Here is a 23233-nt window from a genome sequence, read left to right as displayed (position 1 = left end):
CAGACCAGGCTGCGCCCTTGGATGCATTTAGCGAAATGCCCTCGCCGGCCGTCCGCGCTGCCCACCCTTGACGGCGAGCTGCCTTTCGGCCAGCGCTCCGAAGGCAAGGCCGAGCGCTGCCCAGAGGATCGCGTGCATGGCGAGCGTTGTCGTGCGGAAACGCCAGAGCACCAGCGCCGAGAAATTCTCGGGCACCTCGTTAATCGGCGGCAAGAGATAGAGAACGAGGCCGATGAAGATGAGATAGGCGACACCGGCGATGATCGCGCCGTTCCAGAGACCGAAACGTCCGGAAAGACGGCGCGACAGCGCCACCGCGGCGATCAGCGCGGCAAGCGAGACGACGATCATCAGGAAGAATAGCTCGGTCCTGACACCGATCGTATCGGGATTGCCGACCGCCGGCGGGTTGGCCGGATACTTGATGCCGGGAACGAGCACGATCGCCACGAAGGCGGCCACGGCGATGACGGCCGAGGTGCCGCGCGGCGAAAGGCTGCTGAGGCGGCCGTGCACGAAAGCGAAGGCAAGCGAAAAAAGCCCACCGACGGCGATGCTGTAAGCCATTACGCCGATGAAGAGGCCGGGACCGGCTTGCGTGGCCCGGCTGACGAGCTCAGGTTCGGCAGCTTCGCCAGCCGCCTGGGCACTCGCTTCCTCGAACGCGATCGCCGCATCGACGAGCGGCTCGCCGAAGGTATGGGCGAAGGCAAAAACGAGGATGCCGGCAATCAGGCCCGCGAGCATGCCGCGAAGCAAAAGGTTTCCAACCATGTCACGAACTCCCCAAAGCATGTTGCGCAAAACTGTGTGAGCGGTTTTGCCAGGCAAAGCGTGAAACGCTTTTGCCGAGACATGCATAAAACAAAGACCTAAAGCGTGAGAAGCGAACCTGAAAGATCGCGATGCGCTTTAGTGGCAGGGAAAGCCGAGGAGATGACGGGCGTCATGCACGAATTCGTGCACGTACATGCCGTTGAACAGTGCCATCGCGCCTTCCTCGGTGCCGACGAAATAGAGGACGATGAGCATCAGCAGACCGCCGAAGATCGCCCAGGGCAGGATATCTCCGAGCGGGATTGGCGCCGGTGCCGCGACGGGCGTGAAAGTGGTGTCAGACATGTATTCCTCCGGAATGACGCGTTCAGTCGAAAGAGTGTTTGTGCGGTAAGGTCTGACTTCCAGCACGAAGAGCTTTCGACACGCTGGTCACAGTGGCGCGACCGCGCCGGATTTCCACCGGCTTCCAAACCCGCAACAGCACGGTTATATCTGTTCGCCGAAGAGACTGTCAACGACACTTCACGAAGCCGGCAAAGGCTGTCCCCACCGCTATCCGGAGATCGGAACGACCGTGAACATGCGCCTCACCTGGATCTGCCACGGCGCAACGGCGGCAAGCCGCAAGGGCCTGTTCCCGCTCGACGAACCGCTGGAAGAAAAGGCCATGGCGGAAGCAGGCAGGATGGCCGCCCCTCCCCGCGCCGATCGTATCGTCATGAGCCCCGCTTTGCGCGCCCGCCAGACCGCGGAAGCGCTCCACCTCGAAGCCCGGATAGATCAGGCGCTTTGCGATTGCGATCACGGCCGCTGGGCCGGCAGATCGATCACAACGATCGAGGCCGAAGAGCCGGAGGGCCTCATGGCGTGGATGAGTGATCCGGAAGCTGCCCCGTACGGCGGCGAGAGCATTGCCGATCTGCGCACGCGCATCGCAGGCTGGATGGATGAGCAATCTACACTCGGCGGCCATGTGGTGGCCGTTACCCATGCATCCGTCATAAGAGCAGCCATCGCGCATGTGCTTCACGCACCGCTTTCCTCCTTCTGGCTTGTCGACGTCGAACCGCTCGCCGTCATCCGCATGACCAGCAACGGGCGGCGCTGGTCGCTGCGCCTTCAGCATTAGAGATGCCTCATACGATCCAGCCTTACGCAAGCAAATCGCGTCATCTCTATTGAACCGGGTTTGACCGGGACTACTTCCTTGTCTCAAGGAGATGGAAGACATGGCATATGATTGGAGTGGGGAACGTACGCGGCGCCTGCGTTTGATGCGGGTTGCGACGTTCACCGTGATTCTGGTCGGTCTGGTCGTCAGCGTCCCGCTGCTGATCGTCACCGCCTGAAAAGCGAGACAGGGCGAGCGATGCAACAGCACGCTCGCCCTCGTTCTTCCCGAGCCCTCGCCAAACATCCTCTATCTCCCCAAAAAGCCGACGAACGGCCGCAGCAAGGCTGCCGTCCCGATAGCGCCGCAACAGGCCGCCCCTCCAACAATTCGCCCCCTGAGTTCAACGAACATTTCAGATTTTCGTGATAATTCCGCGCAGGGTGGAGATGGAGAAGGCGATAATGCCGGCGTTTTTCCAAAGCAGGGCCGGACGGCAATGTGTGTCGATTGTGGTGTTCGGAGTAACCCTCTGGCTCCTCGGCACGCTGTTGCACTTCGACGACGGCCTCGTCACCTTCATGATCGGTTTCAGTGAGTACGGCGCCGACAAGCTCGTCCTGGCCCTCGGCATCGCCGGCGCCATGAGTTTCATCTATTCGGTGCTGCGCATCGCCGATCTGCGCAAGGAAATGGACCTGCGCGACGCCGCCCAGGCGAAGGCCGATTGGACCGCGACCCACGACCATCTGACCAAGCTGCCAAACCGCTACGCCTTCGAGCGCAAGCTCCTCTCGCGGCCGATCCTTGATGAGGAAGCCGAGATCGAGGATTGGGCTCGCAACGTTACCATCTTTTCCGTCGACCTCGACGGCTTCAAGAAAGTCAACGATCTGGTTGGCCACAAGGGCGGCGATGGCCTCCTGATCGAGGTCGCAAAGCGTATCTGCGCGCTCGGCAATGCCGATTGCGTCTATCGCTTCGGCGGTGACGAATTCATCGTCGTCGCCTTCGGCCTGACCGCACAGCGCGAAGAGCGTTTTGCCAAGCTTTTGATCCATGCCGTCACCCGGCCGATCCTCATCGACGGCTTTGCCGTCGAAGTCGGCGCCAGCGTCGGCTACGACCGCTGGGCCGAGGGAGCCGAGCCGCTTGAGGATGCCGCTCACCGCGCCGACCTTGCCATGTACGAGGCGAAATCGCGCGGGCCCAATCACTCTCTCGTCTTCGAAGCCTCGATGCAGGACAAGGTGACGGAACGCGCCGCGCTGGAAACCAGGCTGCGCGCGGCAATCTCCAAGAAGGCGATCAAACCCTTCTATCAGCCGCTGATCGACCTCAAGACCGGCCAGCTCTGCGGCTTCGAAGCCTTGGCGCGCTGGATCGGCGACGACGGCGTCCACATCCCGCCGCCCGTCTTCATCGACATTGCCGAAGAAACCGGCATGATCACCGCCCTCTTCGAAGATCTGCTTGCCCAGGCCTGCAGCGACGCGCTCGACTGGCCGGAACACGTAACCCTGTCCTTCAATGTCTCGCCGGTGCAGATGGAAGACAGGCTGCTCGCCTCCCGTATCCTCAAAGTGCTCTCGGCGAGCCGGCTGCCGCCGCAGCGCCTGGAAGTCGAGATCACCGAAAATGCACTGATCCAGGATCCGGCCGTCGCCGCTGTCGTCCTCGACGAACTGCACGCGGCCGGCATCCAGATCGCGCTCGATGATTTCGGTACGGGTTATTCGAGTCTCGCCCAGCTCGCGCGTTATCGTTTCGACAAGATCAAGATCGACAAAAGTTTCGTCGCCACCTATCGCGACGACGAACGGCAGGAAAAGATCGTCCGCGCCATGCTCGGCCTCGGCAGGAGCCTCAACATCAAGACAACAGCCGAAGGCGTCGAGGAGCATGGCCAGCTCGCCTTCCTGCTGCAACTCGGCTGCGACATCGGCCAGGGTTATCTTTTCGGCAAGGCGATGCCCGCCGCCGAGGCGAGCATCTTCATCAGCGATCGCAATGCCAGTCTGGCCTCGACGGCCTGATACTCGTTTTTAGAACAGCTGGCGCAGGATCACGAAGAGCACGAAGGCGATCGCGATCGAGGCCGGCAGCGTCAGCACCCAGGCCATCAGCATGTTGCGCACGGTCGACCATTGCAGGCCGGACCCGTTCGCCGCCATGGTGCCGGCAACGCCGGATGACAGCACATGCGTGGTCGAGACCGGCAGGCCGAGATGATCGGCCGAGGCGATGGTGACCATCGCCACGACTTCGGCTGCCGCGCCCTGGCCGTAGGTCAGATGCGTCTTGCCGATCTTCTCGCCGACGGTGACGACGATGCGCTTCCAGCCCACCATCGTGCCGAGGCCGAGCGCGATCGCGACCGCCACCTTGACCCAGAGCGGGATGAACTTCGTCGCGTTGTCGACCGCCTTGTGGTAGTTCGTCACCGCCGTCAAATCGCCGGCGTCCATCGGCAGCAGCTTCTGCTTGTCGATCAGCTTCAGCGCCTCGCCGATCAGGTAGATGTCATTGCGGACGTTGCCGACGAGATTGGTCGGCACCGCTTCGAGGGTCGGGAAGGCGGCGACTTCGGCGCTCGTCTGATGGATATATTGTTGCAGGGCCGGCGTCGTCGCATCCGTCCAGCTCTTGTTCTTGACGGCGTTGCTGACTTCGGCCTTGTAGTCGGCGACGGTCACGCCGGGCTTCACATATTTGCCGAGCGCCGTTTCCACCTGGACCGACGCCGACTTGTAGGCTTCGAGATAGTTGACGTCGGGCGTGCGGTTCAGCGCGAAGGCCGTCGGCACCAGGCCGATCAGGATGAGCATGATCAGACCCATGCCCTTCTGGCCGTCATTGGAGCCGTGGGCGAAGCTGACGCCGGTGCAGGTGAAGATCAGGATCGCACGAATCCAGAGCGGCGGCGGCTGATTGCCCTTCGGTTCGTCGTAGAGCGCCTTGTTGCGCACCAGAACCTTCATGACCAGCAGAAGCACGGCCGAAAGACCGAAGCCGATCAGCGGCGAGATCAGAAGCGACAGGCCGATATTGGTCGCCTGCGACCAGTCGACGCCGCTCGTCGCCGTGCCGGCCGGCGCCAGGAACTGGTTCGCGAGGCCGACGCCGATGATCGATCCCACCAGCGTATGCGAGCTCGACGACGGCAGGCCGAGATACCAGGTTCCGAGATTCCAGACGATCGCGGCGATCAGCAGCGCAAAGACCATGGCAAGGCCGGAGCCGGAGCCGACCTGCAGGATCAGTTCCACCGGCAGCAGCGCCAGAATGCCGAAGGCAACGGCGCCGCTGGAGGTCAGCACGCCGAGGAAGTTGAAGAAGCCCGACCAGATGACGGCGAATTCCGCCGGCATGGAACGGGTGTAGATGACGGTGGCGACGGCATTGGCCGTATCGTGGAAACCGTTGACGAACTCGAAGCCGAGCGCGATCAGCAGCGCAAGGCCCAAGAGAATCCAGGGAACGGCGGCGGCTGTTGTCAGGTCGCGTCCGAGGGCATAAGCGACATATCCAAGGCCGCAGACCAGAACGAGTGCGAAGACCGGCAAGAACCATTTGCCGGATGAATTCGAACTGTGGAGCGGGTGGGAAGCGTCGCTATGAACCTGGCTGGGGGCAATATCGGCCATGGCATAGTTCCTTATTCCGTTTTGCAAATTTGCCTTTTGTTAATAATTCTACCGCGTGAAGCTCTCATGACGCCTGTCTGGTCCGCCTGGTGGGCACTGACATCTGATGACATCGGCCGTCGCCGGCTTGCCGCCTGCGCATCCCGGGAAGACGCCGCATCGCAACTCCAGCCGAACAAAATGAGAGGATGTACAGAGAGAAAACATGCGCGGGACGAATGGATGCCTTTCCCTCCGCGACCCCGACACTAAATTCAGCCATCTCACATACGCGCAGAGCCCACGAAGATCATGTCATCGACCGACCTTCTCCTGACCTTCAACGCCGGCTCCTCGACCGTCAAGATCGGTATCTTCGCCATGGATGGCCACAAGGCGCGGCGCATCGGCAAGGGTGTGATCGACTTCCGCGCCGAACCGCTCTCGCTCGGTTTGAGTCGGGGATCGCAGATATTCGACGTGCCGTTGAAGGCCAAGATGACGGAAGACCTACGCGACGTCATCGATGAAACTTTCGCGCTTCTCGCCGGTCATTTCGACGTTGCCGCCCTCCGTGTCGCCGGCCACCGCGTCGTCCATGGCGGCGACCGTTTCACCAGCGCGATCCTCCTCGACGACGCCGCAATCGATGCCATCGATGCGCTGAGGCCGCTCGCGCCCCTGCATCAGCCGCAGGCGCTGCGTTTCATCCGTGCGCTGCGGCATCTGAAACCGCATCTTGCCCAGACGGCCTCCTTCGACACAGCCTTCCATGCAACGCAGGACGACCTCGTTCGCCGCTTCGCCATTCCCCGTGCACTGCACGACGACGGCATCAAGCGCTACGGCTTCCATGGCCTTTCCTACAAATTCATTGCCGCTGAGCTTGCCCGCAAAGCGCCACGCGCGGCAAAGGCGGTGGTTGCCCATCTCGGCAGCGGCGCCAGCCTCTGTGCGCTCGGTCGAGGCCTCAGCCGCGATTGCAGCATGGGCTTTTCGACGCTCGACGGCATCCCGATGGCGACGCGCCCAGGCGCGCTCGATCCCGGCGTCATTCTGCATCTGGCCGGAGCGAGGAAACAATCCTTCGGGGAAATCGAAGACCTGCTCTACCACCACTCCGGCCTGCTCGGCCTGTCGGGCATCAGCGCCGATACCCGCGACCTTTTGCGGGATGCACGGCTGGAGGCGCGCCAGGCGATCGACCTCTTCACCCTGCGCATCGCCGGCGAAGTCGGCCGCATGGCAACAACGCTCGGCGGCCTTGACGCCGTCGTCTTTACAGCCGGTATCGGCGAGCATCAGCCGGAGATCCGTGCCGGCGTGGCCAAGCGGCTCGCCTGGCTTGGCCTTGAGATCGACGAAAAGGCCAATTCCGCCAATGAGTTCATGATCAGCACCGGGGAAAGCCGCATCGCCGCTCATGTCATCGCCACCGATGAGGAGCAGATCATCGCCGACGAGGCGCTGTCGCTTCTTGGCAGTGGCTGAACAGATCGATACCGTGCCGGCGCCGGCCGATAGAATTGACGTCGAACAGGTTTTCGAACGGGAGAAACCAATGGAACGGCATGTCTCGACCGCTGCCCTGCCAGACAGCGAACTCACTCTCATCGACCGCTACTGGCGGCCGCAGGCCTGCGAATGCACCTACAGCGCCTCTGTAACTTTAGAATCACGAAGTGGGTGCATGCATGCAATTCATGCGCCCTCGAGCCGAACCTTCTCCTTCACGCGCCAGACCCGCGGCGTTTCTCCCGTATATTTGAGAAAGAAACGCGAGAAATAGGCGGGATCGGCAAAGCCGAGCCGAAATCCGATCTCCTGAACGCTGCCGAGGGTAAAAACAAGCTGGCGCTTCGCCTCTTCGATGAGTTTGCCGGCGATCAACTCGTGCGGGGTGCTGCCGGTCATGGACCGGACGATACGGGTAAGATGGGTCGGCGAAACCCCAATCTCCCTCGCGTAGAAGGAAGCGGGTTTGTGCGATCGGAAATGCTGTTGAAGAAGTTCGTTCAGCATGTCCATGCGCCGCTCGTTCTCGTTCGACGGCAATTCGTAACTGTTTCCCTCATCTGAAATCCTCGCCGTCAGCCGCAGCGCCAAAGCAACATACGCGCCCAGCGTCTCGTTGCGGCCGCTGCGGCGGTTTTCGAATTCGTCGCTGAGCCGCCGCAACGTCTGCATGACATAGGCAGCCTCGGCATTATCGGGATCGAGCGGCGTCAGATGCGGCGCAGCCAGCCATTCGCCGAGGTGGCTGCGGTCGCCGAGCGGCTGGCTGAGATGCGATCTCAACAGGGTGATGACGAGGCCGTCGATATCGCGTGAAAACCGAAAGCCGTGATTGAGCCCCGGCGGCACCGTGATGACGGCCGGCGGTCGGATGGGATGACTCTTGTCGGCGAAGATCGCATCTCCGGAACCGCCTTCGATGTACAATATCTGAAAGAAACTCTCGTGGCGATGCAGGCGAATCTCCCAGTGATGCAGGCTGCTGCGGGAGCGAATTGTTTCGCAATGCAACCAAAAATCCGGCTTTCTCCCGGTATTTTCGCCGTAGAGCTCGTAGGTCGGTACATGTCTGCGCATGGGGCTCCTTCCGCACCAATGTTCGATTAGTGCAATTTTTAGGCCGGGATGTCCATTGCTGCGACAGGGAGCCCACGGCAGAATCTGACAAAACGCAAAAATGTCAGGGAGGACGCAGTTGCGAATCCAGGTCGCCATCATCGGTTCGGGACCATCCGGCCTGCTGCTCGGTCAGCTTCTGACCGACGCGGGCATCGACAATGTCATTCTCGATCGCGTCAACAAGGAATACATTCTCGACCGGGTGCGCGCCGGCGTTCTGGAGGAAGGCACCGTCGGGCTGCTGGACCAAGCCAAAGCGGGAGCGAGACTGCATGCCGAAGGCCTGCCGCATGACGGTTTCTCACTGGCCTTCGACGGCCGCGACCATCGCATCGATCTGCATGAGCTGACCGGCGGCAGGCGTGTTACCGTCTACGGCCAGACCGAGGTGACGCGCGATCTGATGGAGCGGCGCGAAGCAAGCGGCGCTCTGTCGATCTACGATGCCGCCGATGTCACGCCCCATGATTTCAATGGGCATTCTCCTTTCGTCACTTATACGAAAGACGGCGTCACCAAGCGCATCGATTGCGACTTCACCGCCGGTTGCGACGGCTTTCATGGCGTCAGCCGTAAGGCCGTTCCCGAACAGGCGATCAGGCATTTCGAGAAGATCTATCCCTTCGGCTGGCTGGGTCTGCTTGCCGACGTGGCGCCGGTCAGCCATGAACTGATCTACGCCAACCATCCAAGGGGTTTTGCGCTCTGTTCGATGCGCTCGGCCACGCGCAGCCGCTATTACATCCAATGCGCGCTCGACGAAAAGGTCGAGGCCTGGAGCGACGACCGCTTCTGGGACGAACTGAGAAGGCGCCTGCCGGCGCATCATGCCGAGGCATTGGTGACCGCGCCGTCCTTCGAGAAATCGATCGCTCCGCTGCGCTCCTTCGTCGCCGAACCGATGCGTTTCGGCCGGCTTTTCCTGGTCGGCGACGCCGCCCATATCGTGCCGCCGACCGGCGCCAAGGGGTTGAACCTTGCAGCCAGCGATGTCCATTACCTTTTCTCCGGGCTCGTCGAGCATTATCAGGAACGCTCGAATAGCGGCATCGACGCCTATTCGCAGACCGCACTCGCCCGGGTGTGGAAGGCCGTTCGCTTCTCCTGGTGGATGACGACGATGATGCATCGTTTTCCTGATACCGGTGATTTCGAACAAAAGATCCAGGAGGCCGAACTCGACTATCTCACCCATTCCCGCGCCGCCTCGACGGTACTCGCGGAAAACTATGTGGGATTGCCGTTCTGACGGGGAGATTGGCGACGGATGCAAGCCGCGTCGAACACGGAGCTGGCCGCCAAGTGTTTCTGCTCCAGTTCATAACCGTGTGAACATGAATTCCGGCGTTTATTTCATTTTACATCACTATTTCGCATGACAAGCTGACGCTCAATTTTGAGCGACTAGGAAATACGGCGCCGGGAGTGCGCCCAAAAGGGAGAGAGAGAATGAAAAAGCTGCTTCTGGCCGCCGTTGCGGCCATCGCCATGGGCGCGAGCGCCTATGCCGACACGATCAAGGTCGGCGTCATCGGGCCGTTCTCCGGTCCATTTGCGCTTCAGGGCAAGAACTTCAAGGCCGGCATCGATGCCTATATGGCGGTCAACGGCAGCAAGGTCGGCAACGACACGATCGAGATCGTCTATCGCGACGTACCGCAGGCCGATCCGGCCCAGTCCAAGGCGCTGGCGCAGGAACTGATCGTCAAGGAGAAGGTCCAGTATCTCGCCGGCTTCTACTTCACGCCGGATGCCATGGCGGTGACGCCGATCCTGAAGCAAGGCAACGTGCCGATGGTCATCATGAACGCCGCGACCTCGGCGATCGTTACCAAGAGCCCGCTTGTCGTGCGCACCTCGTTTACGACCTGGCAGACCTCGACGCCGATCGCCAAGGTCGCCTTCGACGCCGGTGTCAAGAAGGTGATTTCGGTCGTCAGCGATTACGGCCCCGGCATCGACGCCGAGAATGCCTTCAAGACAGGGTTTGAAAAAGCCGGCGGCCAGGTGGTCGAGGCGATCCGCATGCCGCTTGCGACCAAGGACTTCAGCCCGATCATGCAGCGCATTAAGGATTCCGGCGCTGAGGGCGTCTTCGCCTTCCTGCCGTCCGGCCCGACGACCCTCGGCTTCGTCAAGGCCTACAACGAGAACGGCCTGAAGGCCGCCGGCATCAAGTTCTTCGCGCCGGGCGACCTGACGCAGGAATCCGACCTGCCGGCGCTCGGCGATGCCGCGCTCGGCATTCAGACGACATTCCACTACGCGGTGTCGCACGATTCTCCCGAGAACAAGGCTTTCGTCGAGGCAGCCGCCAAGGCGATCGGCAACAGGGCCGAACTCTCCTTCCCCTCGGTCAGCGCCTATGACGGCATGTATGTCATCTGCAAGATGATCGAGGCGACAGGTGGCAAGCAGGATGCCGAGAAGGCTGTCGACGCCGTGAAGGGTCTTGCCTGGGTAAGTCCGCGCGGCCCGGTTTCGATCGATCCGGAAAGCCGGCACATCACCCAGAACATCTATCTGCGCGAAGTCGCCAAGGCCGCTGACGGGACCTACATCAATAAGGAGGTCCAGACTTTCGAGAAGCAGGGCGATCCGGGCCTAGCCGCTGCCAAGTAAGATCCGGCACCCGATAAGCGACGGGCTTACGCAGAGCCCGTCGCAGCGAAGCAAGGGATTTCAATGCAGACAGTCTTCAGCATCGCCGTCGACGCCTTTGCCTATGGCATGGTGCTCTTCGTGATCTCGATCGGCCTTTCCGTGACCATGGGACTGATGCGTGTCGTCAACCTGGCGCACGGCGCTTTTGCCATGATCGGAGGCTACATCGCCTCCTATGCCGCCCGCGACCTCGGCCTCGGTTATGCGGTAGCGGTTATCGCCGCCGTTGTCATCACGATCGTCATCGCGATACCGCTGGAGCGCTTTCTCTATCGCCGAATCTATGGCGCGCCCGAGCTGACCCAGGTGCTGATGACGATCGGCATCACCTTCTGCGTCATCGGCCTGGCGAATTACGGAATGGGGCCGACGCTGAAAACCATACCGCTTCCTGCCATATTGCAGGGATCGGCCGATCTCGGCTTCCGCACCATTCCCGTTCACCGGCTTTTCGTCATCTTCTGCGGGCTCGCCGTTGCTCTGGCGCTCTGGTTCGCAATCGACAGGACGAGCTTCGGCGTCAAGCTGCGCGCCTCCGTGGATGACGCGGCGATGGCGGCAGCGCTCGGCGTGCGCACCGAGATCATCTACGCCGTGAGCTTCGCTGTCGCCGTCGGGCTCGCCGCTTTCGGCGGCGTGGTCGGCGCCGAACTCCTGCCAGTCGAACCCTATTACGCGCTGCGCTACATGGTCACCTTTCTCGTCGTCGTCTCCGTCGGCGGCGCGGGCTCCATTCCGGGCGCACTGATCGCCTGCCTGCTGCTCGGCGCGATCGATACGACAGGCCGTTATCTGATGCCGGAATTCGGAGAATTCTTCTTCTATCTCGCCGTGATCGCGATCATCTGCGTCTTCCCGCGCGGCCTCGCCGGAAGGGCAAAATGAGATGGCGCTCGTGATGAACAACGAAAACGGACGCCTCCAGCATCGGCGCGGGGCCATCGGCCGCGATCTCGCCGGGATAGCGGTGATCACAGCCATCGCCGCGATCGGCTATGTCGCATTCCCCGACAATCTCGCACTGCTGACCCGGATGATGACGATCGCGCTGCTCGTCCTGTCGCTCGATCTCGTCACCGGTTATTGCGGCGTCGCGACGCTCGGCCATGCCGCACTGTTCGGCGCCGGCGCCTATGCCGCCGGCATCCTGTCGGCGCATTACGGCATCAATGATCCGCTGCTGATGATGCTGGCCGGCATTGCAGGCGGGGCGGTTGCCGGGCTCTTCTGCGGCGTCGTCATCCTGCGGGCGCACGGATTGCCGCAGCTCGTGCTGTCGATCGCGCTCATCAACCTCTTCCATGAATTCGCCAACAAGGCATCGTCATGGACGGGAGGCAGCGACGGGCTTTCCGGTATCGCGCCGGACCCCATCTTCGGCATTTTCGAATTCGATCTTTACGGTCAAACCGCCTTCTTCTTCGGAATGGCGCTGCTGCTTGCTGTCTTCATGCTGCTGCGGTTGCTGGTCCGCTCTCCCTTCGGCATGCTCTGCCGGGCCATCAAACAAGACCCGCTGCGTGTCCGCGCCATGGGTGCTTCGCCGAAGGCGGCTCTTATCAGCATGTATGGGATATCGGGTGCCGTGGCCGGTATCGGTGGCGCATTGAATGCGATCTCGACGCAGGTCGTCGGCCTCGACAGCCTGTCTTTCACGCAATCGGCCGAAGCGCTTGTCATGCTGGTGCTCGGTGGCACCGGTTCTCTCTTCGGCGCGCTTTCCGGCACCGTCGTCTTCATGCTTTTCGAGGATTACGTCTCGGCGGCCAATCCCTTCCACTGGCTGACGATGGTCGGTGCACTGCTGATCGCCGTCGTACTTTTCGCACCGAAAGGTCTCTACGGGACCGCCGCGAATTTTATCGGCCGCCGCAGGGAGCAGCATTCATGAGTCCCGTCTTCGAAGTCGCCAATCTCAAAAAGGCCTTCGGCGGCCTTGCCGTTACCAATGATGTCTCGCTGGCAATGTCACCGGGCGATCGTGTGGCGCTGATCGGCCCGAACGGCGCCGGCAAGACCACCTTCGTTAATCTGGTGACCGGCAATCTCTCCCCCGATTCGGGCGAGGTGCGCCTCGGCGGCGAGGTGGTCACGAAAGTCGGCGCGATCGGCCGGGTCAAACGCGGTCTCATCAGATCCTTTCAGGTGACGCGGCTTTTCCAGGATATGACACCGGCCGAACATGTCGGGCTCGCCGTTCTTCAGCGGGACGGAAGGACCGGACGCATGTTCGGCAATTTCCTGCATATGCCCGATGTCATGGCGGAGATCGGCGATCTCCTTGAAAAGCTCGGGCTGGCGGCGCTGATGCATCGCAAGGTCAGCGAGATCGCCTATGGTCAGCAGCGGCTTCTCGAGATCGCCGTGGCGCTGGCGCTGAAACCAAAGGTGCTGCTGCTCGACGAACCGGCAGCCGGCGTGCCGCAAAGCGATACCGGCCGCATCGAGCAGGCGCTTGCCGATCTGCCCGCCGATCTCGCCGTGCTGATGATCGAACACGACATGGACCTCGTCTTCCGTTTTGCCAAACGCGTCATCGTGCTTGCATCGGGCGCGATCATCTTCGACGGCCTGCCTGAAGACGTCACCAAGGATGCGCGCGTGCGCGAGGCCTATCTCGGGAGCTATGCCAATGCCAGCCATATCGCTTGAGGTCGAAAATCTGTCGGCCGGATATGGACCGACACGCGTGCTCGAGGGCATTTCCCTCTCCGTGCCGGCCGGCGCACGGCTGGCCGTGCTCGGCCGCAACGGCATGGGCAAGACCACGCTGCTGGCGACCCTTGCCGGGCAGACCAGGCGATATGAGGGCCAGATCCGCCTCGGCGGCTCGGACGTCACCACGGCGCCGAGCGCCGCACGGGCGCACAAGGGCCTGGGATATGTGCCGCAGACACGCTGCATCTTTCCGACACTGACGGTCGAAGAGAACCTTTTCGTCGGCTTGAAGACGCGCCCGAAGACGGCGCTGGAAGAAGCCTACGCCATGTTCCCACGCCTGAAGGAGCGCCGCCGCAACCTCGGCAACCAGCTCTCCGGCGGCGAGCAGCAGATGCTCTCGACGGCCCGCACCATTCTCGGCCGCCCCTCCGTCCTGCTGCTCGACGAACCGCTGGAGGGTCTCGCACCCGTCATTTGCGAGGAACTGATGGCCGCCTTCACCGAACTCGCCCAGGCAGGCGATATGACCATCCTGCTGGTCGAACAGCGTATCCAAAGCGCGCTCGATTTCGCCGATCAGGTCGTCATCCTCGAACGAGGGCGACTGGCCTGGACGGGAACGCCGGAGAGCCTCGCCCGGGATCACGAGACGGTCGAGAGCCTGCTCGGGGTCGGTGGCCTGCATTGACGGCTTGACGCCGTCGAGTCGTCCTACATTCTGCTGCGCTCGGCACGGACAGCAATATAGCCAGTATATCGTCATGACGACATCATCGTCGGCCAGCCATTATCATGATGCCTTTCCATGAACGACAGAACGGCAGCAGCACGGGACAGAGCATAGAAGCTCCGAATCACAAACAGATTCGACTCAAACGCCGCCCCTCTACTTGGATGTCGGTACGGCGCCCTCTCGAAATCTGTCGGCTGCCGCAAACGAATTAATCCGAAGCTTCGCCAATTTCCATTGCCAGATTACCCGATAGGATTGCATAGTCGAAACGAAAATCACACGGGAGGTAGAAATGGTAAATCACAAGCCAGTCGCTGGCGACGTATACTTGCCTGTTTTCAATATCGACGATGCGATTACCGGCGACATTCTCGAAAATACCAGTTCCACGGATGTCGACGGAGATACGGTACGCCTCAACTTCGTCAACGGACAACGCATTCCGCAACCGGCCAATGGATCCCCTGCCACGAGCACGGCAATCGAAGGAAAATACGGCACACTCACCGTTTATTCCGACGGCAGCTACACCTATGCGCTCGATCACTCGAAGCCTGAGGTCGCAGCGCTCGGACCGGGGGATGCGCTCGTCGAAAAGTTCACCTTCAAGATATCAGACGGCAAAGGTGCCACCGACGTCGGCGCGCTCAGCATCGCAATAGACCTGCCGGAACGCGGCGATGTGTTCGTCAATTTCGAAGACGTCGGCCATAGCGACTTTCCCACCGGCTACAAAGGCTTCGACTGGGGCGCCTGGCGGGACGGAGACGATGCAACGGTGCGACAGGAGGCCGACGGCAACCACTATCTGGGAGGCGGCGTGTTCTGGACACCCATCTATTCAGCGGATGGTGGCCCATTCCAGATCAAGCAATTCGAAGTTGCCAACGGAACGTCGAACTATGACAACGTTCTGACGATCGAAGGCCAGCTGAACGGCAATATCGTCTTCTCCACAACAGTGACCATCACCGCCGACAGCATCCACAATCCCCAACTGATCGATCTCAGCGCCTACGGCCCGATCGACTATCTCCTGCTCGATAGCGAACCGATCATCACGGAAGACAGCGGCCCTGATTATTTCGGCGCGCAATACGACAATTTTCATTTCCTCGTTTGACCGGCGGGGTGAAACGAGCGTCGTAATCGCCGAAAGCTCTGCATCTTTCCCGAGCGCACGATCAGCAGCTTCTATCGGGTACCAATTTCTTGCGATAGCTGAGCGACCTCAGCCTTGCTAACATTGGATCATCCGTGGGGGGCACGGATCATACTGGGATGGAGGAAATGATGGAGTCAGTCGGGATCAGGTTAGCGGCGGTCATGTTCTCGCTGGCCGTATGGGCTATTATCATCGCTGCCGCTTCCCATCTTTGGGCGATGAGGATGCCTGTATTGCTTTTGGCGCTCTACAGATAACCTTCTTATCGGCGTTAATGCATGTCCCGGAAGGGTATAGCGGTTCCGGGATAGCGACATGCATAAACCCGAAGACTAAAGCGCGCCGCATGACTCCAGTTCTATGCGACGCGCCTTAGCGGAAATCCTGCAGATCAGAGCTGAACTGTTTTGTCGCCTCGCCGCCGCGTTTGGCGCACGACCAATGTGCTATGGCGGCGGCCGGAACCGGATCAAAATCGAGCCGCAAAAATCGCGAATTCTGTATTGGGAACCGTGGTAGCGGAGGAGGGATTTGAACCCCCGACACAAGGATTATGATTCCTCTGCTCTGACCTACTGAGCTACTCCGCCACTGGTCAACGATATCGGCATCGTGAAGCGATACCGGTTCGTGGGATGAGCGGCTTATAAGGTGCGGCTCTGCTTTGTGTCAAGCGCATGATCGAGAAAAACGGTGGGCTTTGCCGCCGGCCGTTTCCGGGCCGTTTCAGGCGGCGACGGGGCTGGACAAAAGCGCTTTCAGCGAGGCCTCGGCTGAAGCTTCGCGCTCGGAGCGCTCGATGAAACCGCCGCCGAAGACCCGTGCGTCGTCGCCGGGGGCCGAGTAAAGCGCGCAAGCCTGGCCGGGCGCAATGCCTGCCTCACCGACCGTCAGGTCGACATAGGTGCCGTTGGCATCGACGTGCAGTACGGCCGGCGCCGGCGCCCTCGTCGAGCGGACCTTGGCATAGCAGGCGAAGCCCTTGCCGGAGGCGGCATCCGCAAGCGTCTCGTCGCCCAGCCAGTTGACGTCGCGCAGATAGACGCGGTGCGTCTCCAGTGCTTCCTTCGGGCCGACGATGACGCGGCGCGAGCGGGCGTCGAGAAAGACGACGTAAAGCGGCTCGCCGGTGGCGATGCCGATACCGCGGCGCTGGCCGATGGTGAAGTGCAGAATACCTTCATGGGTGCCGAGCACGCGGCCGTCGAGATGGACGATCTCGCCGGCAAGCGCCGCATTCGGCTTCAGCTTGGTGATGATGTCGGAATATTTGCCCTGCGGCACGAAGCAAATGTCCTGGCTGTCGGCCTTCTTGGCGACGACGAGGCCCATCTCTTCGGCAAGCCTGCGGGTCTCGGCCTTCGGCAGGCCGCCCAAAGGAAAACGAAGATAATCGATCTGTTCCTGCGTCGTGGCGAAGAGGAAATAGCTCTGATCCCGGTCGGCATCGGCCGGGCGGAACAGCGCGCGGCGGCCGGGACTGTCAGGCGAAGGGTTCGGACGGGAGCGGATATAGTGGCCCGTCGCCAGCGCATCGGCGCCGAGCTCCTTGGCGGTCGCCAGCAGATCGGCGAATTTGACAGTCTGATTGCAGGAGACGCAGGGGATCGGCGTTTCGCCGGCCACATAGCTTTCGGCGAAGGGATTGATCACCGTCTCGCGAAAGCGCTTCTCGTAGTCGAGCACGTAATGCGGGATGCCGAGCGTTTCGCAGACGCGACGCGCATCGTCGATATCCTGGCCCGCGCAGCAGGACCCGGCACGGTGGACGGCCGCTCCATGGTCGTAAAGCTGCAGCGTGATGCCGAGCACATCGTAACCCTGCTGTTTGAGAAGGCCGGCAACGACGGATGAATCGACGCCGCCCGACATGGCGACGACGACACGGGTCTCTTCCGGCTTCTTGTCAAAATCCAGTGTGTTCAACGATAGTGCCAATTCTGCGCTGTTTCGATCCGCCGTTCTGACTTCGGAATGTGGCGGATTTCCTGCATTTCCGGCGGGATCGGCCGCCAGCTTTCATGGGCGACGGATATAGAAATTATTGCGCCCGCGCGCAAGTGCCGACGTTTCGGCCGGCATCGCCAGCCTCACACGCCGCTCATGCATTGCAGCTATTCGCAATCGGTCTTTGCCAGCCGGCATTTCGTCGCGTAGATGAAACGCCCCACCTTTAGAAGATTCGAATAAATGACAACCGCCTCAACCACGCTTCGCGGCGTCCTTGTCGCATTTGTCGGCTATGCCGTCTTTGCCTTCAGCGATGCATCCATCAAAGCCCTGCACGGCGCCGTTCCCTCCTTCCAGATCGCCTTCACCGGCGCTGTGCTCAGCCTGTCGGCCCTTCCCTTCATCAAGGGACGGGGCGATTCATGGCTCGACATATTCGCAACGACGAACCGGCCGCTCTGGATGGCGCGATTTGCCGCCGGCGCGACCGGATCGATCGCTTCGATCATAGCCTTCACCAAGCTGCCGATGGCCGAGGCCTTCTGCCTGCTGTTCCTGCTGCCGTCGGTCGTCACCATCCTCTCGGTGATCTTCCTGAAGGAGGACGTGCGCTGGCAGCGCTGGGCTGCCGTCATCGTCGGCTTCCTTGGTGTGCTGGTCGTTCTCCGGCCGGGCTTCCGCGAGCTGTCCGTCGGCCATCTGGCTGCAACCATCGGCGCGGTCTCCGCTGCCGTCGCCATCGTCATCCTGCGCGCGCTCGGCCCGGCAGAGAAGCGCCTGTCGCTCTATGGCGCCTCCCTGCTCGGCACGCTTGCCGTCAGCGGCGTTCTCATGCTCTCCGAGATCGTCGTGCCGAGCCCACAGCAATGGATCTTTCTTGCAGGCTACGGATTGCTCGGCGCCGCGGGAAACGTGATGCTGATGACAGCAGCGCGACTCGCCCCTGCAACGCTCGTAGCGACACCGCAATACAGCCAGATGATCTGGGCCATCGGCTTCGGCTACCTCTTCTTCAACGATCACGTCGACCTGCCGATGGCTCTCGGCATCGTGCTCATCATCTGCTCCGGTCTGCTGACGCTGATCCGCGAGCGCAAGCGCCACGTGCCCCTGCCCGCAGCCGTCGCCTCCGGCGACGCACAATCGCCGCTTGCCACGACGCCGGCCGAAGGCGATGCGCAGGCACCCGCGCGATAGGCTCATTCGGCCCCTCACATCGATTTTGCGCCTGTGGTTCGTTCGTCGATCGGCTTCCCGATGCCGCCCCCGGATTAATCCGATCTTACTAAAATAGTTGATGCGCCATGGAACGATCCCGTCGATCATGCGTTGCAGGGACAGAAATGCCGCAATCGAATTGCTGAGGAGGGTTACATGGGCAGGTTCGGCACGACGACGGAATACCGCAGAATCAAGCATTGGATCGAAGAGCGAGGCGGCCATCCCGCCCGTATCAAGAACGCGAGCGACAGCGAAACTGTCCGGGTCGATTTCTCTCCGGAAACGCAGGAGAATATTTCCTGGGACGAATTCTTCCAGGGCCTCGACGGCAGCAGGCTCGCCTTCCTTCACCGCACGAAGGCTGAGGACGATAGAGCGCGCTTCAGCAAGCTCGTCCGCCGGAAACGCTTGCCTCACTGAAATTCATTCGTTCCTGACGCAGAAAACCCGGCGCAGTTTCCCGCGCCGGGTTTTCAATATTTCCTTGGGAGGGAAACTCAGTCGATGTTGAAGGTCAGCAGCTTTGCCTGGCGGATCGCCTGGTGCGCTGTCAGCTGTGCAAGCACGCCGTCATCCACCTCGCCGTCTACATAGAGCAGCGCAATGGCGTCGCCGCCCTGCTTGTCGCGGCCGAGCTGGAAGTTGGCGATGTTGACGCCGGCAGTACCAAGCGTCGTGCCGATGAAGCCGATCATGCCCGGAACGTCGGTGTTGGTGATGTAGATCATATGCGAGCCGACATCGGCATCGAGGTTAATGCCCTTGATCTGGATGAAGCGCGGCTTGCCATCCGAAAACACCGTGCCAGCAACCGAGCGCGTCATGCTTTCGGTCGTCACCGTCAGCTTGATATAGCCGTCGAAGACGCCCGTCTTGTCGCGCTTGACCTCGGAAAGCACGATACCCTTTTCCTTGATCATGATCGGCGCCGAAACCATGTTGACGTCAGCAACCTGCGGGCGGATGAGGCCGGCGAGCACCGCACTCGTCAGCGCCCGCGTGTTCATGTTGGCGGTAATGCCGTCGTAGAGGATTTCGATTTCCTTGATCGGCTCCTCGGTGACCTGGCCGACAAAGGCGCCGAGAACGTCGGCAAGACGGATGAAGGGCTTCAGGATCGGCGCTTCCTCAGCCGTGATCGACGGCATGTTGATGGCGTTGGAGACGGCACCCTTGACGAGGTAATCCGACATCTGTTCGGCCACCTGCAGAGCGACATTTTCCTGCGCCTCGGTCGTCGAAGCGCCGAGATGCGGCGTGCAGACGACGTTCGGCAGGCCGAAGAGCGGGCTTTCCTTGGCCGGTTCAACCTCGAAGACGTCGAAGGCAGCGCCGGCGACATGACCGGATTTGATCGCCTCGGCAAGGGCCGCCTCATCGACCAGGCCGCCACGGGCGCAGTTGATGATGCGCACGCCCGGCTTGGTCTTTGCCAGCGCTTCCTTGTTGAGGATGCCGCGCGTCTTGTCGGTCATCGGCACATGCAGGGTGATGAAATCGGCCCGGGCGAAAAGCTCATCGAGCTCGACCTTGGTGACGCCCATCTCCTCGGCGCGCTCCTTGGAGAGGAACGGATCGTAGGCGACGACGTGCATCTTGAGGCCGATGGCGCGGGCGCAGACGATCGAGCCGATATTGCCGGCGCCGACAACACCGAGCGTCTTGCCGGTGATCTCGACACCCATGAATTTCGACTTCTCCCACTTGCCGGCCTGCGTCGAGGTATCGGCTGCCGGAAGCTGACGGGCGACAGCGAACATCAGCGCGATCGCGTGTTCCGCCGTCGTGATCGAATTGCCGAAAGGCGTGTTCATGACGATGATGCCGCGGCGCGAAGCGGCCGGGATATCGACATTGTCGACGCCGATGCCGGCGCGGCCGACGACCTTGAGGTTCTTCGCCCCTTCGATGATCTTTTCCGTGACCTTGGTGGCGGAGCGGATGGCGAGACCATCATACTTGCCGATGACTTCGAGCAGACGGTCCTTGTCCTTGCCGAGCTGCGGTTCGAAATCGACTTCGACGCCGCGGTCGCGGAAGATCTGGACGGCGGTTTCCGACAATTCGTCGGATACGAGAACGCGAGGTGCCATTGTGGCCTCCTTCAAAAGTGTTCAGCGATGAATGAAAATGGGGATGCTGGGCTCCGCCAGTGGCGGAGCCGAATGCGATCACGTCAGGCGGCGGCCTGAGCGAGCTGTGCCTTCTGCGTTTCGAAGGCCCAGGAAAGCCAGGGCATCAGCTTCTGCATGTCGGATGCCTCGATCGTGGCGCCGGCCCAGATGCGCAGGCCCGACGGCGCGTCACGGTAATGGCCGATGTCATAGGCCACACCTTCCCTTTCCAGCAGGCCGACCAGGCCCTTGGCGAAAGCCGCCTGGCCGTCGTCGTCGAGCGCCGTAATGTCCTTGTCGACGATCTTCAGGCAGACGGAAGTGTTGGAGGCCGTTTCCGCCTTGACGGCGAGATTGGCGATCCAGTCGTTCGCGGCGACGAAATCGTGGATGACCTTGGCATTGGCATCGGCACGCGCGATCAGCGCCTTGAGGCCGCCGAGGCCCTTCGCCCAGAGCAGCGCATCGATATAGTCCTCGACGCAGAGCATCGACGGCGTATTGATCGTCTCGCCCTGGAAAATGCCTTCCGTCAGCTTGCCGCCCGAGGTCAGGCGGAAGATCTTCGGCAGCGGCCAGGCCGGCGTATAGGTGGTGAGACGTTCGACGGCGCGCGGCGAGAGAATGATGACGCCGTGTGCGCCCTCGCCGCCCAGAACCTTCTGCCAGGAGAAGGTGACGACATCGAGCTTGGCGAAATCAAGCTCCTGCGCGAAGGCCGCCGAAGTGGCGTCGCAGATCGTCAGGCCCTTGCGGTCGGCCGGAATGAAATCGGCATTCGCAACGCGCACGCCTGATGTGGTGCCGTTCCAGGTGAAGACGACATCGCGGTCGAAATCGACCGTGGAGAGATCGGGAAGCTCACCGTAACCGGCTTCGAGCTTGCGCACATCCTTGAGCTTCAACTGCTTGACGACGTCGGTGACCCAGCCGGCGCCGAAGCTTTCCCAGGCGAGCATATCGACGCCGCGTTCGCCGAGCAGCGACCAGAGCGCCATTTCGACGGCGCCGGTATCGGAAGCCGGAACGATGCCGATGCGGTAATCCGCCGGCACCTCGAGAATTTCACGGGTAAGGTCGATGGCCTGCTTCAGCTTGGTCTTGCCGACCTTCGCGCGGTGCGAACGGCCAAGGGCCGCGTCGGAAAGAACGTCGAGCGACCAACCGGGGCGCTTCGAGCAGGGGCCAGAAGAAAAATGAGTATTGTGCGGACGGATGTCCGGCTTTGCGGTCTTCGCCATGATGCTATCCTCTCAGATAGAAAGCCCTTCGTTGGGGAAGGGTGTCCCGCCGCCGTGTGTATGGACAGCAGGCGTCATAGTCAAGATCGAAGTGTCGCAGAGGGAGGATATTTTGACGCAGGTGAACTTGACGGAACAAAAAAAGCCGCCCGGTTCGGGGCGGCTTTCGGATGCAAGGGAATGAAAATTACTTGTAGACCGGCTGCTGCAGCGGAATTTCCGGCGGCGGTTCGTAGCTCGCCTGGGCGCAGCCACCGAACAGATAGCGAGCACCGACGCGGGCTTCGTGAACGCTGAGACCCTTGTCGCGGCCCGGGCCGCCATTTTCGGCATAACCGAACATGTTGCCGCCATCGATATGCAGATAGCGGTAGCCGACATCGGCCTTGACGTTGCAGGTCACATCGATCGAGGCGCCAGCCATGAGAGCATAGGTGAAGCGCCAGTTGCCCTTGCCGCCATGGTTGACCTCGTCGTCGCAGAAGCTGCCGTCATCGGCGCAGGCGACGTTGCGCAGGTTCTTCCACTTGACGTAGGAGCCACCGATACCTGCGCCGACATAAGGCGTCACGTAGCCGTAGGTGCCGAGATCGACATAGGCATTGGCGAGCAGCGTGTAGGCGGTCAGCGAAGAGCGGTCGCTCGAGGTGCAATCCACCAGCGGGAAGCCGCACTGCCCGGATGTCGAGCCCTTGAAATCAGCCTGCGTGAGATAGTCGAGAGTGAGATCGGTGCGCAGATAGCTGTTGATCTGATAACCGACACCGCCGCCGATGGTCCATGCGTCGTCAAGGTCAGCATCGTCGAAATCGACTTCCGTGGCGTTGCTGCCCTGGAAATAGCGCGCGCCGCGCAGATCGGTGAAGGCATAACCGACATCCCCGCGCAGGTACCAGCCGGTCGCTTCGGTGACCGTTACCTCGGGCGGCTGCTCCGGGATAGGCTCGGCAGGAGCGAGGTCCGCGGAATAGGCGTTTGTCGCAATCAACAATGCGGCGAAGATGCCGGACAAGCTTCTTTTCATGGATCCCACTCCAAAAACCGGTTGCGTCGGCAGGTGCAAGTCGCTGCCAATCTGATACGCTTCGGCATGGATAATGAATGGGAAACGTTAAAAGCTGCTTAACCACGATTATTTACCGTATTTCTTGGATCTCGCCGCAGATAAAGCAGGGATTACGGCAATAAGACTCTGGCCTGTGGCGGCCCTGCGATCTGCGGGGACAAAGCAGACATCGAAAAGCCGGCGCTTACGCACCGGCTCCATTTTCTACAACCCAACTCTTTACTGTCGGCAGCCTGAGCCGGCGCTCGCACCGGCTCTCGATAGCCT

Annotated in this window: 20 protein-coding genes, 1 tRNA gene and 1 riboswitch; of the genes, 12 read left to right on the top strand and 9 right to left on the bottom strand. The window is 61.3% G+C overall.

Going from position 1 to position 23233, the window contains the following annotated elements; translation table 11 throughout:
- Positions 1–27: 27 nt before the first annotated feature.
- Together CO666_RS26650 and CO666_RS26645 are read right to left on the bottom strand one after the other, a co-directional pair.
- Complete coding sequence (locus tag CO666_RS26650; protein ID WP_097615038.1) at positions 28–774, bottom strand: CbtA family protein; 747 nt, start codon at positions 772–774, stop codon at positions 28–30.
- 138 nt (positions 775–912) lie between these two features.
- Positions 913–1122 carry a CbtB domain-containing protein gene (locus CO666_RS26645; RefSeq protein WP_085738252.1) on the bottom strand — a complete coding sequence of 70 codons (210 nt, stop codon included), beginning with the start codon at positions 1120–1122 and terminating at the stop codon, positions 913–915.
- Positions 1121–1277: riboswitch (adenosylcobalamin (AdoCbl) riboswitch) on the bottom strand. Its footprint overlaps the gene before it by 2 nt.
- 77 nt (positions 1278–1354) lie before the next feature.
- On the opposite strand from CO666_RS26645, the gene CO666_RS26640 reads away from it, so the two are divergent.
- Both CO666_RS26640 and CO666_RS26635 read left to right on the top strand, forming a co-directional pair.
- Entirely contained in the window at positions 1355–1909 is a 555-nt protein-coding gene (locus CO666_RS26640; protein ID WP_097615037.1) for a histidine phosphatase family protein, read from the top strand.
- 446 nt (positions 1910–2355) lie between these two features.
- Entirely contained in the window at positions 2356–3927 is a 1572-nt protein-coding gene (locus tag CO666_RS26635) for a putative bifunctional diguanylate cyclase/phosphodiesterase (RefSeq protein ID WP_097615036.1), read from the top strand.
- Positions 3928–3936: 9 nt separating this feature from the next.
- Here the strand turns inward: CO666_RS26635 and CO666_RS26630 are convergent, their stop codons facing one another.
- A complete protein-coding gene (locus tag CO666_RS26630) occupies positions 3937–5538 on the bottom strand; it encodes an inorganic phosphate transporter (protein WP_097615035.1) in 1602 nt (533 codons plus the stop codon).
- 291 nt (positions 5539–5829) lie between these two features.
- Between CO666_RS26630 and CO666_RS26625 the strand changes: the two genes are divergently transcribed.
- On the top strand, positions 5830–7008 hold the full coding sequence (locus CO666_RS26625; RefSeq protein WP_097615034.1) for an acetate/propionate family kinase: 1179 nt from the start codon (positions 5830–5832) through the stop codon (positions 7006–7008).
- Between the two features lie 210 nt (positions 7009–7218).
- Here CO666_RS26625 and CO666_RS26620 read toward each other — a convergent pair whose 3' ends face one another.
- Positions 7219–8109 carry a helix-turn-helix domain-containing protein gene (locus CO666_RS26620; RefSeq protein WP_097615033.1) on the bottom strand — a complete coding sequence of 297 codons (891 nt, stop codon included), beginning with the start codon at positions 8107–8109 and terminating at the stop codon, positions 7219–7221.
- A 118-nt stretch (positions 8110–8227) separates the two neighbouring features.
- On the opposite strand from CO666_RS26620, the gene pobA reads away from it, so the two are divergent.
- From pobA to CO666_RS26585, 7 genes are all read left to right on the top strand, one after another.
- Complete coding sequence (gene pobA / locus CO666_RS26615) at positions 8228–9400, top strand: 4-hydroxybenzoate 3-monooxygenase (RefSeq protein ID WP_097615032.1); 1173 nt, start codon at positions 8228–8230, stop codon at positions 9398–9400.
- 200 nt (positions 9401–9600) lie between these two features.
- Positions 9601–10773, top strand: a complete 1173-nt coding sequence (locus tag CO666_RS26610) for an ABC transporter substrate-binding protein (RefSeq protein ID WP_097615031.1) — start codon at positions 9601–9603, stop codon at positions 10771–10773.
- Between the two features lie 63 nt (positions 10774–10836).
- Positions 10837–11700 carry a branched-chain amino acid ABC transporter permease gene (locus tag CO666_RS26605; RefSeq protein WP_097615030.1) on the top strand — a complete coding sequence of 288 codons (864 nt, stop codon included), beginning with the start codon at positions 10837–10839 and terminating at the stop codon, positions 11698–11700.
- Position 11701: 1 nt separating this feature from the next.
- Complete coding sequence (locus CO666_RS26600) at positions 11702–12706, top strand: branched-chain amino acid ABC transporter permease (RefSeq protein ID WP_097615029.1); 1005 nt, start codon at positions 11702–11704, stop codon at positions 12704–12706.
- A complete protein-coding gene (locus CO666_RS26595) occupies positions 12703–13467 on the top strand; it encodes an ABC transporter ATP-binding protein (RefSeq protein WP_097615028.1) in 765 nt (254 codons plus the stop codon). The genes CO666_RS26600 and CO666_RS26595 overlap by 4 nt, the downstream gene beginning before the upstream one ends.
- The gene (locus CO666_RS26590) at positions 13448–14164 is read left to right on the top strand and encodes an ABC transporter ATP-binding protein (protein ID WP_097615027.1); all 717 of its coding nucleotides are present in this window, start codon (positions 13448–13450) and stop codon (positions 14162–14164) included. Before CO666_RS26595 ends, CO666_RS26590 begins: the two co-directional genes overlap by 20 nt.
- Before the next feature lie 319 nt (positions 14165–14483).
- The gene (locus CO666_RS26585) at positions 14484–15332 is read left to right on the top strand and encodes a VCBS domain-containing protein (protein ID WP_280951827.1); all 849 of its coding nucleotides are present in this window, start codon (positions 14484–14486) and stop codon (positions 15330–15332) included.
- Between the two features lie 555 nt (positions 15333–15887).
- Here the strand turns inward: CO666_RS26585 and CO666_RS26580 are convergent.
- Together CO666_RS26580 and mnmA are read right to left on the bottom strand one after the other, a co-directional pair.
- Positions 15888–15964, bottom strand: a tRNA-Met gene (locus tag CO666_RS26580).
- Positions 15965–16100: 136 nt separating this feature from the next.
- Entirely contained in the window at positions 16101–17300 is a 1200-nt protein-coding gene (mnmA, locus tag CO666_RS26575) for a tRNA 2-thiouridine(34) synthase MnmA (RefSeq protein ID WP_097615025.1), read from the bottom strand.
- A gap of 264 nt (positions 17301–17564) precedes the next feature.
- Between mnmA and CO666_RS26565 the strand changes: the two genes are divergently transcribed.
- Entirely contained in the window at positions 17565–18521 is a 957-nt protein-coding gene (locus CO666_RS26565) for a DMT family transporter (RefSeq protein ID WP_097615023.1), read from the top strand.
- Positions 18522–18698: 177 nt separating this feature from the next.
- A complete protein-coding gene (locus tag CO666_RS26560; RefSeq protein ID WP_097615022.1) occupies positions 18699–18965 on the top strand; it encodes a hypothetical protein in 267 nt (88 codons plus the stop codon).
- Positions 18966–19042: 77 nt separating this feature from the next.
- On the opposite strand, the gene serA is transcribed toward CO666_RS26560, so the two are convergent.
- From serA to CO666_RS26540, 3 genes are all read right to left on the bottom strand, one after another.
- Positions 19043–20638, bottom strand: coding sequence for a phosphoglycerate dehydrogenase (gene serA / locus CO666_RS26555; protein ID WP_097615021.1), 1596 nt, complete (start codon positions 20636–20638; stop codon positions 19043–19045).
- A gap of 83 nt (positions 20639–20721) precedes the next feature.
- Entirely contained in the window at positions 20722–21900 is a 1179-nt protein-coding gene (locus tag CO666_RS26550; protein WP_097615020.1) for a phosphoserine transaminase, read from the bottom strand.
- A 187-nt stretch (positions 21901–22087) separates the two neighbouring features.
- Positions 22088–22924: an outer membrane protein gene (locus CO666_RS26540; RefSeq protein ID WP_097615018.1), complete on the bottom strand. Its 837-nt coding sequence runs from the start codon at positions 22922–22924 to the stop codon at positions 22088–22090.
- Positions 22925–23233 lie beyond the last annotated feature (309 nt).

This window comes from Rhizobium chutanense, from assembly GCF_002531935.1.
GTDB classification, from domain to species: Bacteria; Pseudomonadota; Alphaproteobacteria; order Rhizobiales; family Rhizobiaceae; genus Rhizobium; species Rhizobium chutanense.
Note: the sequence above shows the minus strand (reverse complement) of the source record. Positions and strands in the feature narration are given on the sequence as shown.